Consider the following 15250-nt stretch of genomic DNA (forward strand, 5'->3'; position numbering starts at 1 on the left):
TGAACCCATTCTTTGGGTTCTTTTTTGTATATAGAAAGAGAATAAACGTGGCAAAAAACATTCAAGCCATCCGCGGCATGAACGATTATCTGCCTGGCGAAACCGCCATCTGGCAGCGCATTGAAGGCACACTGAAACAGGTGCTCGGCAGCTACGGTTACAGCGAAATCCGTTTGCCGATTGTAGAGCAGACCCCGTTATTCAAACGCGCGATCGGCGAAGTGACCGACGTGGTTGAAAAAGAGATGTACACCTTTGAGGACCGCAACGGCGACAGCCTGACGCTGCGTCCTGAAGGTACGGCGGGCTGCGTACGCGCCGGCATCGAACATGGTCTCCTGTACAATCAGGAGCAGCGCCTGTGGTATATCGGCCCGATGTTCCGCCACGAACGTCCGCAGAAAGGTCGTTATCGCCAGTTCAACCAGCTGGGTGTAGAAGTGTTTGGCCTGCAAGGCCCCGACATTGACGCTGAGCTGATCATGCTGACCGCCCGCTGGTGGCGCGCGCTGGGCATCTCTGAGCACGTCTCTCTTGAGCTGAACTCTATCGGCTCTCTGGAAGCGCGTGCCAACTACCGCGATGCACTGGTGGCGTTCCTTGAAGAGCACAAAGAGAAGCTGGACGAAGACTGCAAACGTCGTATGTACAGCAACCCGCTGCGCGTGCTTGATTCCAAAAATCCGGACGTGCAGGCGCTGCTGAACGATGCGCCTGCATTAGGCGATTATCTGGACGACGAGTCTCGCGAACACTTTGCTGGTCTTTGCAAACTGCTCGAAGCAGCAGGCATTGCCTATACCGTTAATCAGCGCCTGGTGCGCGGTCTGGACTACTATAACCGTACCGTGTTTGAGTGGGTTACCACCAGCCTCGGTTCGCAGGGCACCGTGTGTGCTGGCGGCCGTTATGACGGTCTGGTTGAGCAGCTTGGCGGCCGTGCCGCGCCTGCGGTTGGCTTCGCAATGGGCCTTGAGCGACTTGTTTTGCTGGTTCAGGCAGTTAATCCGGAATTTAAAGCAGATTCCGTTGTCGATATATACCTGGTGGCCTCAGGCGCGGAAACGCAGTCTGCGGCGATGCAGCTTGCTGAACGCGTGCGCGATGCACTGCCGGAGGTTAAGCTGATGACCAACCATGGCGGCGGCAACTTCAAAAAACAGTTTGCTCGTGCCGATAAGTGGGGCGCAAGTATTGCACTGGTGCTGGGTGAGTCCGAAGTGGCCAACGGCGAAGTGGTAGTGAAAGACCTGCGCTCTGGTGAGCAGACAACGGTAACGCAGGACGGCGTTGCGGCGCACTTGCGCACTCTATTGGGCTAAGGAGAAGGACTGCGTGGAAATTTACGAGAACGAACACGACCAGGTCGACGCGATCAAACGCTTCTTTGCTGAAAACGGCAAAGCGCTGGTTGTTGGGGTTATTTTAGGTGTAGGTGCATTGATTGGCTGGCGCTACTGGAACAATCATCAGGCGGATTCCGCGCGCGGCGCGTCTCTGTCCTATGAAAATACCGTGAGCGCCATTCGTGCCGATCAGCCGCAAACGCTGACGGCAGCAGAGAAATTTGCCGCTGACAACAAAAACACCTACGGTGCGCTGGCCGCGCTGGAAGTGGCTCAGCAGTACATCGACAAGAACGAACTGGATAAAGCGGCTGCCCAGCTGTCGCAGGGGCTTGCGGCCGCCAGCGATGACAACCTGAAAGCGGTTATCAATCTGCGCCTGGCCCGTATCCAGGTTCAGCAGAAAAAAGCTGATGAAGCGCTGAAAACGCTCGATACCATCAAAGGCGAAGGTTTTGCTGCCATCGTTGCCGATCTGCGCGGTGAAGCACTGCTGAGCAAAGGTGATAAAGCGGGCGCGCGTAAAGCGTGGCAAGCTGGTGTAGATAGCAATGCATCCCCTGCGCTGAGCGAAATGATGCAGATGAAAATAAATAATTTGTCCGTCTGAGAGGGACCCGATGCAATTGCGTAAATTACTTCTGCCAGGACTGCTTTCTGTTACGTTATTGAGTGGCTGTTCACTGTTCAGTGGCGAAGAAGACGTTGTGAAAATGTCCCCGCTGCCGACGGTTGAAAACCAGTTTACCCCGTCAACCGCGTGGAGTACTTCCGTGGGGGATGGAATTGGTGATTTCTATTCCAACCTGCACCCGGCTTTTGCTGACAGCGTTATCTATGCGGCTGACCGTAAAGGTACCGTAAAAGCGCTTAACGCCGATGACGGAAAAGAAGTGTGGTCCGTTAACCTGGCGGAAAAAGACGGCTGGTTCTCCCGTAAACCTGCACTGCTGTCTGGCGGCCTGACCGTTGCCGGTGGTCACGTATACGTGGGAAGCGAAAAAGCACAGGTCTATGCCCTGAACACCAGCGACGGTTCTGTTGCCTGGCAAACCACGGTTGCCGGTGAGTCTCTGTCTCGTCCGGTGGTGAGCGACGGCCTGGTGCTGATCCACACCAGCAACGGCCAGCTGCAGGCGCTGAACGAAGCCGATGGTCTGGTGAAGTGGACCGTCAACCTGGATATGCCATCACTCTCCCTGCGCGGCGAATCTGCCCCGGCGACAGCCTTTGGTGCTGCCATTGTGGGTGGTGATAACGGTCGCGTGAGCGCGGTGCTGATGCAGCAAGGTCAGATGATCTGGCAGCAGCGTATCTCTCAGGCGACGGGGTCAACTGAAATCGACCGTCTGAACGACGTCGACACGACGCCTGTTATCGTCAACGGTGTGGTTTATGCGCTGGCGTACAACGGCAACCTGACCGCGCTGGATCTGCGCAGTGGTCAGATCATGTGGAAACGTGAACTGGGCTCAGTGAATGATTTCATTGTTGATGGTAACCGCATCTATATGGTTGACCAGAATGACCGTCTGCTGGCGCTGAGCACCGATGGCGGCGTGACGCTGTGGACGCAAAGCGATCTGCTGCACCGTCTGCTGACCGCACCGGCGCTGTACAACGGTAGCCTGGTGGTGGGTGATAGCGAAGGCTACATGCACTGGATCGATCCGGAGACGGGCCGCTTTACTGCGCAGCAAAAAGTCGACAGCTCTGGCTTCCTCACCGACCCGGTTGTGGCTGACGGCAAACTGCTGATTCAGGCAAAAGACGGCACGCTGTACGCGATCACGCGTTAATTACCCGGCGGTTGTAGTATACTAAACGGCTCCTGTTCACTCAGGAGCCGTTTTGACATTTTTAAAAACGCTGCGAAAGCGACGTTATTTTGAATTTTATGAGGCTTCAAACATGGTACCTGTGGTCGCGCTTGTCGGGCGCCCTAACGTTGGAAAATCCACTCTTTTTAACCGTTTAACACGCACCCGTGATGCGCTGGTTGCGGATTTCCCGGGGCTGACGCGTGACCGTAAGTACGGTCGTGCAGAGGTGGAAGGACGCGAGTTCATCTGTATCGATACCGGTGGTATCGACGGGACAGAAGACGGCGTTGAAACCCGCATGGCGGAGCAGTCTCTGCTGGCCATCGAAGAGGCAGACGTGGTGCTGTTTATGGTGGATGCCCGTGCTGGCCTGATGCCTGCGGATTCCGCCATTGCTAAACATCTGCGTTCGCGTGAAAAACCGACCTTCCTGGTGGCGAACAAAACTGACGGTATCGATGCCGATCAGGCGATCGCCGATTTCTGGTCTTTAGGTCTGGGTGATATCTACCCGATCGCCGCATCGCATGGCCGCGGCGTGACCAGCCTGCTGGAAACCGTTCTGCTGCCGTGGGTTGACGAAGTGAACCCGCCGGAAGAGGTGGACGAAGACGCGGCATACTGGGCGCAGTTCGAAGACGGTGAAGAAGGCGAAGAAGAAGAGCCTGAAGAGACATTCAACCCGCAGGATCTGCCGATTAAACTGGCCATTGTGGGGCGTCCAAACGTAGGTAAGTCTACGCTCACTAACCGTATTCTGGGCGAAGAGCGTGTGGTGGTATACGACATGCCGGGCACCACCCGTGACAGCATCTACATCCCGATGGAGCGTGATGAGCGTGAGTATGTACTCATCGACACCGCGGGCGTGCGTAAGCGCGGAAAAATCACCGATGTGGTGGAGAAATTCTCCGTCATTAAAACCCTTCAGGCGATTGAAGATGCCAACGTTGTGCTGCTGGTTATCGACGCGCGTGAAGGTATCTCCGATCAGGACTTGTCGCTGCTCGGCTTTATCCTCAATAGTGGGCGCTCACTGGTTATCGTGGTGAACAAATGGGATGGCCTGAGCAATGAAGTTCGTGAGCAGGTGAAAGAGACGCTGGACTTCCGTCTGGGCTTCATCGATTTTGCTCGCGTGCACTTTATCTCTGCGCTGCACGGCAGCGGTGTGGGTAACCTGTTCGACTCCGTGCGTGAAGCGTATGACAGCTCCACCCGTCGTCAGAGCACCGCTATGCTGACCCGCATCATGAACATGGCAGCAGAAGACCATCAGCCGCCGCTGGTACGTGGCCGTCGCGTGAAGCTGAAATACGCCCACGCCGGTGGCTATAACCCGCCAATCGTGGTGATTCATGGCAACCAGGTGAAAGACCTGCCGGATTCTTACAAGCGTTATCTGATGAACTACTTCCGTAAATCGCTGGACGTGATGGGCACCCCTATCCGTATCCAGTTCAAGGAAGGGGATAACCCGTTTGCTAACAAGCGTAACACCCTGACGCCAAACCAGATGCGTAAGCGTAAGCGTTTGATTAAGCACATTAAGAAAAGCAAATAAACTTTGCCTGTCTCACAAAAACCCGCGCCTGTCGCGGGTTTTTTTCGCCTATACAAAACGCCTGCCTTCCTTGTGTGAAGTCAATCACTATTCGCTTTTAACCATGTTTAAATCTAAGAAAGTAGACAATCGTCGAATTTTCATCTTAAAGTCCAGGGTCTGGTACTAGACAAAACTAGCGCCTGGTTATCAAATGGTTAACTCATTTTTCGCCGCATGTAAAAAATCGGTCAGATACGTAACTGGCCGGCGTACGCGCGGTGCTTTCAGCACAACGACATACCTTTCGGGAGAATTATGCAATCCTCTGTTAATCAAAAAGAAAGCCGAACGTTCTTCGGCCATCCTTATCCGCTCGGTTCGCTGTTCTTTACCGAGATGTGGGAGCGTTTCTCGTTTTACGGCATTCGTCCGTTACTGATCCTCTTTATGGCCGCCACCGTCTATGACGGCGGCATGGGGCTGGCGCGTGAAAACGCCTCGGCGATTGTCGGTATCTTCGCCGGTACCATGTACCTGGCCGCGCTGCCGGGTGGCTGGCTGGCCGATAACTGGCTCGGCCAGCAGCGAGCCGTCTGGTACGGCTCGATTCTGATTGCGCTCGGCCACCTGTCGATTGCGCTCTCGGCGGTGATGGGGAACAACCTGTTCTTTATCGGCCTGATGTTTATTGTGCTGGGATCGGGCCTGTTCAAGACCTGTATCTCCGTGATGGTCGGCACCCTGTATAAAAAAGGCGATGCGCGTCGTGACGGCGGATTCTCGTTGTTCTATATGGGCATCAACATGGGCTCGTTCATTGCGCCGCTGATTTCCGGCTGGTTGATTAAAACCCACGGCTGGCACTGGGGCTTTGGTATTGGCGGCATAGGGATGCTGGTGGCGCTGATTATCTTCCGCGTGTTTGCTGTCCCGTCTATGAAGCGCTACGACAGCGAAGTGGGCCTCGATTCCACCTGGAACAGCCCGGTGGTCAAACGCAACGGCGTGGGCGCGTGGCTGATGGCGCTGGCGGTTGGGGTGGCGGTTCTCGTCACGCTGATCGCCCAGGGGGTCATTGTGATTAACCCGGTCGCGGTGGCCAGTATGCTGGTCTATGTGATTGCGGCATCCGTTGCGCTCTACTTTATTTATCTGTTCATCTTCGCCGGCCTGACCCGTAAAGAGCGCGCCAGACTGCTGGTCTGCTTTATCCTGCTGGTTTCCGCTGCGTTCTTCTGGTCCGCGTTTGAACAGAAACCGACTTCCTTTAACCTGTTTGCCAACGACTACACCAATCGCATGATCGGTGATTTCGAAATTCCGGCCGTATGGTTCCAGTCGATCAACGCCCTGTTCATCATTCTGCTGGCGCCGGTATTCAGCTGGGCGTGGCCGAAGCTTGCCACCATGAACATTCGCCCGAGCAGTATCACCAAGTTTGTTATTGGTATTCTCTGTGCGGCGGCGGGCTTTGGCCTGATGATGCTGGCGGCGCAGAATGTGCTGAGCAACGGCGGGGCAGGCGTTTCGCCGTTCTGGCTGGTAGGCAGTATTTTGATGCTGACGCTGGGTGAGCTGTGTCTGAGCCCTATTGGTCTGGCTACCATGACCCTGCTGGCACCAGAAAGAATGCGCGGTCAGATGATGGGGCTGTGGTTCTGCGCAAGTGCGTTGGGTAACCTGGCTGCCGGTCTGATTGGCGGCCACGTGAAGGCCGACCAGCTGGATATGTTGCCAGATCTCTTCGCGCGTTGCTCCATCGCGCTGCTGATTTGTGCTGCGGTACTGATCGTTCTCATTGTGCCGGTTCGTCGCATGCTGGAAAATGCCCGGACGAAACCTGCCACTGAGGCGGTATAATCGATCCGCCGGGGCGACCGCTTCGCCCCGGCAACCTGCTTAAGGAGTTACTATGTCGATCGCCTGTCCAACCTGCCATGCCGAGCTGGAGCCGCAAAACGGCGTGGCTTACTGCGAACACTGTCACAAAGATATTGCGCTCGAAGCCCGCTGCCCGGAGTGCCATCAGCCACTCCAGGTATTAAAGGCCTGCGGTGCGGTGGACTATTTCTGCCAGAACGGCCACGGCCTGATCTCTAAAAAACGCGTGGAGTTCGTCCCTGTCGGGGCTTAATCACACACGCAGCCTTCGCCTTTCTGCCAGAGTTCAACCAGCGATTCGGGCGCTTCCTGCTCCGGTACCAGCACAATAATATCGGTATACTGCGCTTCGTTGTGCCGGGTCCAGAAGATCTGGATACGAAAATAACGCTGGTCACCGCTGCCTGGTGACGACGTCTGACCAGGCGGTTGCCCACGCGGAATGGCTTGCTCCAGAATACTTACCACGCGCTGACGCTGCGCCTCATTGAGAGATGAGAGCGTGATGGTGCGCTGGCCGCTCAGCCTGGGAATAAAAGCGACGCCGCCTTCCCGGGCCAGCTCAACCACGGCGTCATCCGTCAGTTCCGGAACCTGCATTTACAGCACTCCCACCTGTTCCCAGGCTTGTCTTATCGCCGCCCCAACGTCGCTGCCCGAGCGCTTTTCGCCGTGGGCTATCGTCAGTTTTGCGAAGGCATCAAAATCCGCATCTTGTGGCAGATTGCGATCGCAAACTGTGTCGTACCAGGCATAACCCGCTTTTTCCCAGGCATAGCCGCCGATTGCCGTTGCGGCCAGATAAAACGCCCTGTTGGGAATGCCGGAGTTAAGATGGACGCCGCCGTTATCTTCACGCGTTTTGATGAAATCCTTCATGTGCGCCGGTTGCGGATCTTTACCGAGCAGAGGATCGTCATAGGCGGTGCCCGGCTCCGACATGGAGCGCAGCCCTTTGCCGTTAATCCCTTTCGCCAGCAGACCTTCGCCAATCAGCCAGTCGGCCTGGTCGGCGGTTTGCTTCAGGTGATACTGTTTAACCAGCGAGCCAAACACGTCCGACAGGGACTCATTCAGCGCACCCGATTGTTCAAAATAGATCAGCCCGGCTTCGGTCTCGGTAACGCCATGGCTGAGTTCGTGCGCCACAACGTCGATGGCAATGGTAAAACGGTTAAATATTTCCCCGTCGCCATCGCCAAAGACCATCTGCTGACCGTTCCAGAAGGCGTTCTGGTATTCCCGGCCATAGTGCACGGTGCCGGTGAGGATCAGCCCTTTATTATCGAGCGAGTCACGCTGGTATTCTTTCCAGAAGAAATCGTGGGTGATGCCTAAATAGTCATAGGCTTCATCGACGGCCACATCCCCATTGGATGGCTGGCCTTCATAGCGCACCTGCGTGCCCGGCAGCTCCTGGGTCTGTTTCGCATCGTAGATATCGCGCTCCAGCTGTCCGGCTTTGCTCACGTGCGGCGCGGCAGGTTTGCCAGGCATGTGGGCCATCAGCGTCTGAACATGGGTTAAAGTCTGGCGGGCGCAGCGCTGCTGCGGCTCTGAACCGCTTTCGATAATACGACGAAGAATATAAGGGGGGATCACGCTGTGAATTCGGGTCATGCAACTCTCCTGTTTTCTGGCAATGCCGAAAAAAGAATCTTCTTAAGTGTAAAACATTAAACCGGTGCTGGTTGTAAGTCGGACAATTCGTCTCCTTAAAAACTGGCGCAACGCTTCACCACCGTTTAGGTTTTTTAAACGGCATTAAGTAAGAGGAGCGTAATGAACAGACAGACTTCGCTGAGCATAACCGGGTTTTCAATCATCGCGGTGACCTATGGTATGGCAAGGTTTTCGTGGGGCCTGATGCTGCCTGATATCCGCCAGGCTATCCCTTTCACCCCGCAGGTGGCGGGGTTTATAGCCTCCTGTAGTTATGCGGCGTATTGCATGTCGATATTTATGGCCTCATACCTTATTGCGCGCGTTGGGCCTCGTTTGCCCGCCTTGCTGGCGGCCATCGCCGCCGCCGCGGGGTTGTTCATTCTCGCGACTTCGGCGCATTCAACGATGCTGGCGACAGGTTTATTTATTGCCGGGCTGAGCTCGGGCCTGGCCTCACCGGCCCTTGCCGGGGCGGTTAATGACAGGATCGCCCCTGACCGTCAGCTCCATGTGAATACCACCATCAATGCCGGAACGAGCGGTGGGATCATTCTCTCGGTGCCCGTTCTGTTTTTCATGCCCGGGGGCTGGCGGGCAGCCTGTGTTGTGTTCGCCATTATGGCGCTGCTGTGCCTGCCGGCTTTGTGGCGGTATCTGCCGTCATCTGCGGCGAAAGCCCGTGATTCAACGCCAAAGGTGCTATCTATCGTACGCAAACCCGGCATGTTTCGGCTGCTGGGGATTGCCTTTATCAGCGGTATGGCCAGCGCCGCATGGTGGAGCTTTGGCCCGGAAATACTTATGCGTCACACGGAGCTGGATAGCGCAGCGACCAATATTCTCTGGCTGATAAGCGGCGGGGCGGGGATTATTGCCATATTTACCGGAAGTATGGCAAGGCGTATCGGCATGCGGGGGGTCTATCGTTTATCCCAGATCTTCATGGCCATTTCTCTGGCGGTTCTGACAGTAAGCCACGGTTTCTCCTGGTGGCTTATTCCGGCAGTGGCCATGAGCGGCGCGGGGTATGTGATTTTGTCCGGGGTATTGTTGGTGAAGGGGGCAGAGATCGCACATCCTTCACCTGCGGCTGGAGTCAGCCTGGCCTTTCTGATGCTGGCAGGCGGGCAGGTTGTGGGGGCTATCCTTTTTGGCCTGCTTCTGGGGTTAACGAGCGCAGTGGCTGCGCTGGCGATTTTTTCAGGCATGTCCTGGCTGATGCTAGCCGTCACGCCAGAGAGCCATCGCTGATTACGCCTTTTTACGGGCGCGAGGTTTTTTTACCGGCATCACGCCTTTCACTTCGCTTTCCACCCAGCCGTCCGACAGACGGGTGGTCAGCACGTCTCCGGCTTTCACCTGTTTGGTTTGCTTCAGCACTTTGCCGTCAGTGGCGGTGGTAACGCTATAGCCGCGTGCCAGGGTAGAAAGTGGGCTAACCGCTTCAAGATGGGTCACCGCATTGCCAAAGCGTTCGCGGGTGGTGCTAAGTCGTGCCCGGACAGTTTCTGCCAGACGATACTCCAGCTGCTGAATGCGCGTTTGTGCGCGGTAAATTTTCGGCTGCGGGTTTTGCTGATTCAGGCGCTGCGTCACGCGCTGCTGACGCGACATCGCGCGCTTGAGCTGATTATCCAGCGCGAAGTTCATCCGCTGGCGCAGACGCTCCAGCACGGTTTGCTGACGCGCAAGGCGAAGCTGTGGATGCTGCTGCTGCAGGCGGTGATGAAGCTGGGTAAAGCGGCGGGTACGGTTAGCGAGGAAGTAGTCCATCGCCATCTCCAGGCGCTGCTGGCCGTTCTGGATCTGACGCAGCAGCTCCAGCTGATTGCGGCTCACCACTTCTGCCGCAGCAGACGGCGTAGGCGCGCGTAAATCCGCAACGAAATCGGCTATCGTCACATCCGTTTCATGCCCGACCGCGCTCACGATGGGAATAGCACTCGCAAAAATCGCCCGCGCCACGCGCTCGTCGTTGAAGCTCCACAAATCTTCCAGCGAGCCGCCGCCACGCCCAACGATTAATACGTCACACTCCTGACGCGCGTTCGCCAGCTCAATGGCACGCACAATCTGGCCTGGCGCATCGTCACCCTGAACAGCGGTCGGGTAGATGATAACGGGCAGGGAAGGATCGCGACGCTTGAGGACGTGCAAAATATCGTGCAGCGCGGCACCGGTTTTCGAGGTGATTACCCCAACGCAGTGGGCTGGTGAGGGCAGGGGCTTTTTATACTGCTGGTCGAACAACCCCTCTTGCGAAAGCGCAGCCTTAAGCTGTTCATACTTCTGCTGGAGTAAGCCTTCGCCCGCAGGTTGCATGCTCTCGACGATGATCTGGTAGTCGCCGCGCGGTTCATACAGCGTAATATTGGCGCGCACCAGCACCTGCTGGCCATGCTGAGGACGAAACGTCACGCGGCGGTTGCTGTTGCGGAACATGGCGCAGCGCACCTGGGCGGTGTCGTCTTTTAACGTAAAGTACCAGTGGCCGGAAGCGGGCTGCGTGAAGTTAGAGATCTCACCGCTGATCCAGACCTGCCCCATTTCCTGCTCAAGCAGCAAACGCACCGTCTGATTCAGGCGGCTGACAGTATAAATTGAGGGGGATTGAGAGGATAACATGTGAGCGGGATCAAATTCTAAATCAGCAAGTTATTCAGTCGATAGTAACCTGCTGAGAGGTGAGTGCAAGGTTTTTTTATAAAAAAGTGTGGATGCAATCGGTTACGCTCTGTATAATGCCACGGCAATATTTAACCACCCAGGTCAGAGATATTGCCCATGCTACGTATCGCTAAAGAAGCACTGACGTTTGACGACGTCCTCCTCGTTCCCGCTCACTCCACCGTTCTGCCGAATACTGCCGATCTCAGCACGCAGTTGACGAAAACCATTCGCCTGAACATTCCTATGCTCTCTGCGGCAATGGACACCGTGACTGAAGCGCGCCTGGCTATTGCCCTGGCACAGGAAGGTGGCATTGGCTTTATTCACAAAAACATGTCTATCGAGCGTCAGGCTGAAGAAGTTCGCCGCGTGAAGAAGCATGAATCCGGCATCGTATCCGATCCACAGACCGTTCTGCCAACCACCACCCTGCACGAAGTGAAAGCCCTGACCGAACGTAACGGCTTTGCCGGTTACCCGGTGGTGACCGAAGAGAACGAGCTGGTGGGTATCATCACCGGCCGTGACGTGCGTTTCGTGACCGACCTGAACCAGCCGGTTAGCGTATATATGACGCCAAAAGAGCGTCTGGTGACCGTGCGTGAAGGTGAAGCGCGTGATGTTGTCTTCGCAAAAATGCACGAAAAACGCGTTGAGAAAGCGCTGGTTGTGGATGCGAACTTCCACCTGCGCGGTATGATCACCGTTAAAGACTTCCAGAAAGCAGAACGTAAACCTAACGCCTGTAAAGACGAGCATGGCCGTCTGCGCGTAGGCGCTGCGGTTGGCGCAGGTGCCGGTAACGAAGAGCGTGTTGATGCGCTGGTTGCCGCAGGCGTTGACGTGCTGCTGATTGACTCCTCCCACGGCCACTCCGAAGGCGTTCTGCAACGTATTCGCGACACCCGTGCGAAATATCCTGATCTGCAGATCATCGGCGGTAACGTGGCGACAGGCGCAGGTGCTCGCGCGCTGGCTGACGCAGGTTGCAGCGCGGTGAAAGTGGGTATCGGCCCAGGCTCCATCTGTACAACCCGTATCGTGACCGGTGTAGGTGTTCCGCAGATCACTGCGGTTTCTGACGCGGTTGAAGCGCTGGAAGGCACCGGCATTCCGGTCATCGCAGACGGCGGTATCCGCTTCTCTGGCGACATCGCTAAGGCGATCGCCGCAGGTGCTTCCGCGGTGATGGTTGGCTCCATGCTGGCAGGGACTGAAGAATCCCCGGGTGAAATCGAACTCTACCAGGGCCGTTCTTACAAATCTTACCGCGGTATGGGCTCTCTGGGCGCGATGTCCAAAGGTTCTTCTGACCGTTACTTCCAGACCGATAACGCTGCTGACAAACTGGTGCCGGAAGGTATCGAAGGTCGCGTTGCCTATAAAGGCCGTCTGAAAGAGATCATTCACCAGCAGATGGGCGGCCTGCGCTCCTGTATGGGTCTGACCGGCTGTGGTACCATTGACCTGCTGCGTACTAAAGCGGAATTCGTACGCATCAGCGGTGCGGGTATCCAGGAGAGCCACGTTCACGACGTGACGATCACCAAAGAGTCCCCGAACTACCGTCTGGGCTCCTGATAAGTTTCCGCGCCCGGCTCATGCCGGGCGCTCTGTTTTTGTTTCACTTGCCTCGGAATTAGCGTCAATGACGGAAAACATTCATAAACATCGCATTCTCATCCTGGACTTTGGTTCTCAGTACACTCAGCTGGTGGCGCGTCGCGTGCGTGAACTGGGCGTTTACTGTGAACTGTGGGCGTGGGATGTCACGGAAGCACAGATTCGCGAATTCAATCCAAGCGGCATTATTCTGTCCGGCGGCCCGGAAAGCACCACCGAAGAGAACAGCCCGCGTGCGCCGCAGTATGTGTTCGAAGCGGGCGTGCCGGTATTCGGCGTCTGCTACGGTATGCAGACCATGGCAATGCAGCTGGGCGGCCACGTAGAAGGCTCCAACGAGCGTGAGTTTGGCTACGCACAGGTTGAAGTGGTGAACGACAGCGCGCTGGTGCGCGGTATCGAAGACTCCCTGACCGCAGACGGCAAACCGCTGCTGGACGTGTGGATGAGCCACGGCGATAAAGTGACCGCTATCCCGTCCGACTTCGTGACCGTTGCCAGCACCGAAAGCTGCCCGTTCGCGATTATGGCGAACGAAGAGAAACGCTTCTACGGCGTGCAGTTCCACCCGGAAGTGACCCACACCCGTCAGGGTATGCGCATGCTGGAGCGCTTCGTGCGCGATATCTGCCAGTGTGAAGCGCTGTGGACCCCGGCTAAAATCATCGACGACGCCGTTGAGCGTATCCGTCAGCAGGTTGGCGATGACAAAGTTATTCTCGGCCTGTCCGGTGGCGTTGACTCCTCCGTAACCGCGATGCTGCTGCACCGCGCTATCGGTAAAAACCTGACCTGTGTATTCGTGGACAACGGTCTGCTGCGTCTGAATGAAGCCCAGCAGGTCATGGACATGTTTGGTGACCACTTCGGTCTGAACATCGTTCACGTGGAAGGCGAACAGCGCTTCCTGGACGCGCTGGCCGGTGTCAACGATCCGGAAGCCAAACGTAAGATCATCGGCCGCGTCTTCGTGGAAGTGTTCGACGAAGAAGCGCTGAAGCTGGAAGACGTGAAGTGGCTGGCACAGGGCACAATCTACCCTGACGTGATCGAGTCTGCGGCATCCGCAACCGGTAAAGCACACGTCATCAAATCTCACCACAACGTGGGCGGCCTGCCGAAAGAGATGAAGATGGGTCTGGTTGAACCGCTGCGTGAGCTGTTCAAAGACGAAGTGCGTAAGATCGGTCTGGAACTGGGTCTGCCGTACGACATGCTCTACCGTCACCCGTTCCCGGGTCCGGGTCTGGGCGTGCGTGTACTGGGCGAAGTGAAGAAAGAGTACTGCGACCTGCTGCGTCGCGCGGATGCTATCTTCATCGAAGAGCTGCACAAAGCTGACCTGTATAACAAAGTGAGCCAGGCGTTCACCGTGTTCCTGCCAGTTCGCTCCGTCGGCGTTATGGGCGATGGCCGTAAGTACGACTGGGTTGTTTCCCTGCGTGCGGTGGAAACCATCGACTTCATGACCGCGCACTGGGCGCACCTGCCGTATGACTTCCTGGGACGTGTGTCTAACCGCATCATCAACGAAGTGAACGGTATTTCCCGCGTGGTGTATGACATCAGCGGTAAGCCACCGGCTACGATTGAGTGGGAATGATGGAGTAAGTTTTTTCATCGCCTGACTTAATAAAAGAACACCAATAAATTTTATCTATTGGTGTTCTTTTTAAAAAAGTTAAAGATTTAAATGTCCGAATCAAATTTATAATACCTTATTGTTCATAATCCCAGCCCCATGAATGTAAGCATTGTATTGCATGAAGGAGAGCACATAAATAAATACTTTTGGATATTGAGAAATAATTCCTCCCACTAAAAGATTTATCCAAGTCCTCAGGCATATTTATATAACCTAACGTTTTCAATTGTGTTTTTGTTCTTTTTATTTCAGAATAAAGTTGTGGAGATTCTCTCAGTTGGAAGTGCTCTTTATTTCCCTGAAGGATTAAATCGTCAAGATAATTAGCACTTATGGAGAGATCGGCTTTTAGATTGTTGTGCAACGTATTAAAGTTAATCATTTCTTTTTGAACGTTGCTCATCAGTTCTTGCAGTTTAGATTGATCAACTCTTGCTTTCATCTCTAAAACCAGATTGCAAAAATAAGTATCATTCACTAAATCCGCCTCTAGATATGCATTTGGATCTAAATCATACTTTGAATGAATTTTCTCCCTGAAAGAACAATCTCCAAATATATTTTTAATAGGATTAAGGTTATCCTCAATGAAGGATATTTGGTAGAATCTATGTGATATGTTTTCTGAGGTTTGCCAAGCGAGTTGCCCTTGGAATGTACGGAAAACCATTTCTGAACTTTCATGCAGTAAATGTCGTAGATATCTCTCTGCATGCTGATTGGTATCATATTGATCGAAGTGGTTAACTATTCTTATTAATGTTTCCCCAGCTAGTCTACTTAATTTAATAAGATCATTTTTATGTTTTTTTTGTGTTTCAGTTAGTGCACTTCTATATTTCAAATGAGATTGAGATAAATGTGAACGATAGTCATTGAAATGATCTTTCTTCGCAAAATCACTTTGCTTTTTTGCATATAGCATACTTAATGCCGATACAATTAATGCGGCAAATGATAAAATTTCAGTTAGTCCAATATTCATTGTATCCATAACATATCATCTATTATTCCACGTCCTAGGATTATACTTTGTTGAACATTTCTGCAT

Annotated in this window: 13 protein-coding genes; 9 read left to right on the plus strand and 4 right to left on the minus strand. The window is 54.5% G+C overall.

Going from position 1 to position 15250, the window contains the following annotated elements; genetic code table 11:
• The first annotated feature begins 47 nt into the window (after window positions 1-47).
• From hisS to AK59_RS0105525, 6 genes are all read left to right on the plus strand, one after another.
• Entirely contained in the window at window positions 48-1322 is a 1275-nt protein-coding gene (gene hisS, locus AK59_RS0105500; RefSeq protein WP_013098276.1) for a histidine--tRNA ligase, read from the plus strand.
• Between the two features lie 13 nt (window positions 1323-1335).
• Window positions 1336-1956 (plus strand): YfgM family protein, encoded by a 621-nt coding sequence (locus tag AK59_RS0105505; RefSeq protein WP_013098275.1) that lies wholly within the window; start codon window positions 1336-1338, stop codon window positions 1954-1956.
• A 10-nt stretch (window positions 1957-1966) separates the two neighbouring features.
• A complete protein-coding gene (bamB, locus tag AK59_RS0105510) occupies window positions 1967-3145 on the plus strand; it encodes an outer membrane protein assembly factor BamB (RefSeq protein WP_029882244.1) in 1179 nt (392 codons plus the stop codon).
• 112 nt (window positions 3146-3257) lie between these two features.
• Window positions 3258-4733, plus strand: coding sequence for a ribosome biogenesis GTPase Der (gene der / locus AK59_RS0105515; RefSeq protein WP_029882245.1), 1476 nt, complete (start codon window positions 3258-3260; stop codon window positions 4731-4733).
• 297 nt (window positions 4734-5030) lie between these two features.
• Window positions 5031-6575, plus strand: a complete 1545-nt coding sequence (locus AK59_RS0105520; RefSeq protein ID WP_029882246.1) for a peptide MFS transporter — start codon at window positions 5031-5033, stop codon at window positions 6573-6575.
• Window positions 6576-6627: 52 nt separating this feature from the next.
• A complete protein-coding gene (locus AK59_RS0105525) occupies window positions 6628-6849 on the plus strand; it encodes a zinc ribbon domain-containing protein (RefSeq protein WP_020690017.1) in 222 nt (73 codons plus the stop codon).
• Here the strand turns inward: AK59_RS0105525 and AK59_RS0105530 are convergent.
• Together AK59_RS0105530 and AK59_RS0105535 are read right to left on the minus strand one after the other, a co-directional pair.
• Window positions 6846-7196, minus strand: coding sequence for a protealysin inhibitor emfourin (locus tag AK59_RS0105530; protein ID WP_013098269.1), 351 nt, complete (start codon window positions 7194-7196; stop codon window positions 6846-6848). The two genes, AK59_RS0105525 and AK59_RS0105530, sit on opposite strands and share 4 nt — an antisense overlap.
• The gene (locus tag AK59_RS0105535) at window positions 7197-8216 is read right to left on the minus strand and encodes a M4 family metallopeptidase (protein ID WP_023620379.1); all 1020 of its coding nucleotides are present in this window, start codon (window positions 8214-8216) and stop codon (window positions 7197-7199) included. It lies immediately after the preceding gene.
• A 162-nt stretch (window positions 8217-8378) separates the two neighbouring features.
• Here AK59_RS0105535 and AK59_RS0105540 point away from each other — a divergent pair, with 162 nt between their 5' ends.
• Window positions 8379-9512: an MFS transporter gene (locus tag AK59_RS0105540; RefSeq protein ID WP_029882247.1), complete on the plus strand. Its 1134-nt coding sequence runs from the start codon at window positions 8379-8381 to the stop codon at window positions 9510-9512.
• Here the strand turns inward: AK59_RS0105540 and xseA are convergent, their stop codons facing one another.
• Complete coding sequence (gene xseA / locus AK59_RS0105545) at window positions 9513-10886, minus strand: exodeoxyribonuclease VII large subunit (RefSeq protein ID WP_029882248.1); 1374 nt, start codon at window positions 10884-10886, stop codon at window positions 9513-9515. It lies immediately after the preceding gene.
• 159 nt (window positions 10887-11045) lie between these two features.
• Between xseA and guaB the strand changes: the two genes are divergently transcribed.
• Together guaB and guaA are read left to right on the plus strand one after the other, a co-directional pair.
• Window positions 11046-12512 carry an IMP dehydrogenase gene (gene guaB, locus AK59_RS0105550; RefSeq protein ID WP_013098265.1) on the plus strand — a complete coding sequence of 489 codons (1467 nt, stop codon included), beginning with the start codon at window positions 11046-11048 and terminating at the stop codon, window positions 12510-12512.
• A gap of 67 nt (window positions 12513-12579) precedes the next feature.
• Window positions 12580-14157: a glutamine-hydrolyzing GMP synthase gene (guaA, locus tag AK59_RS0105555; RefSeq protein ID WP_013098264.1), complete on the plus strand. Its 1578-nt coding sequence runs from the start codon at window positions 12580-12582 to the stop codon at window positions 14155-14157.
• Window positions 14158-14272: 115 nt separating this feature from the next.
• Here guaA and AK59_RS0105560 read toward each other — a convergent pair whose 3' ends face one another.
• Window positions 14273-15193 carry a hypothetical protein gene (locus tag AK59_RS0105560; protein WP_229059873.1) on the minus strand — a complete coding sequence of 307 codons (921 nt, stop codon included), beginning with the start codon at window positions 15191-15193 and terminating at the stop codon, window positions 14273-14275.
• Window positions 15194-15250: the final 57 nt, after the last annotated feature.

This window comes from Enterobacter sp. T1-1 (genome assembly GCF_000710795.1).
Taxonomy (GTDB): Bacteria; Pseudomonadota; Gammaproteobacteria; order Enterobacterales; family Enterobacteriaceae; genus Enterobacter; species Enterobacter cloacae.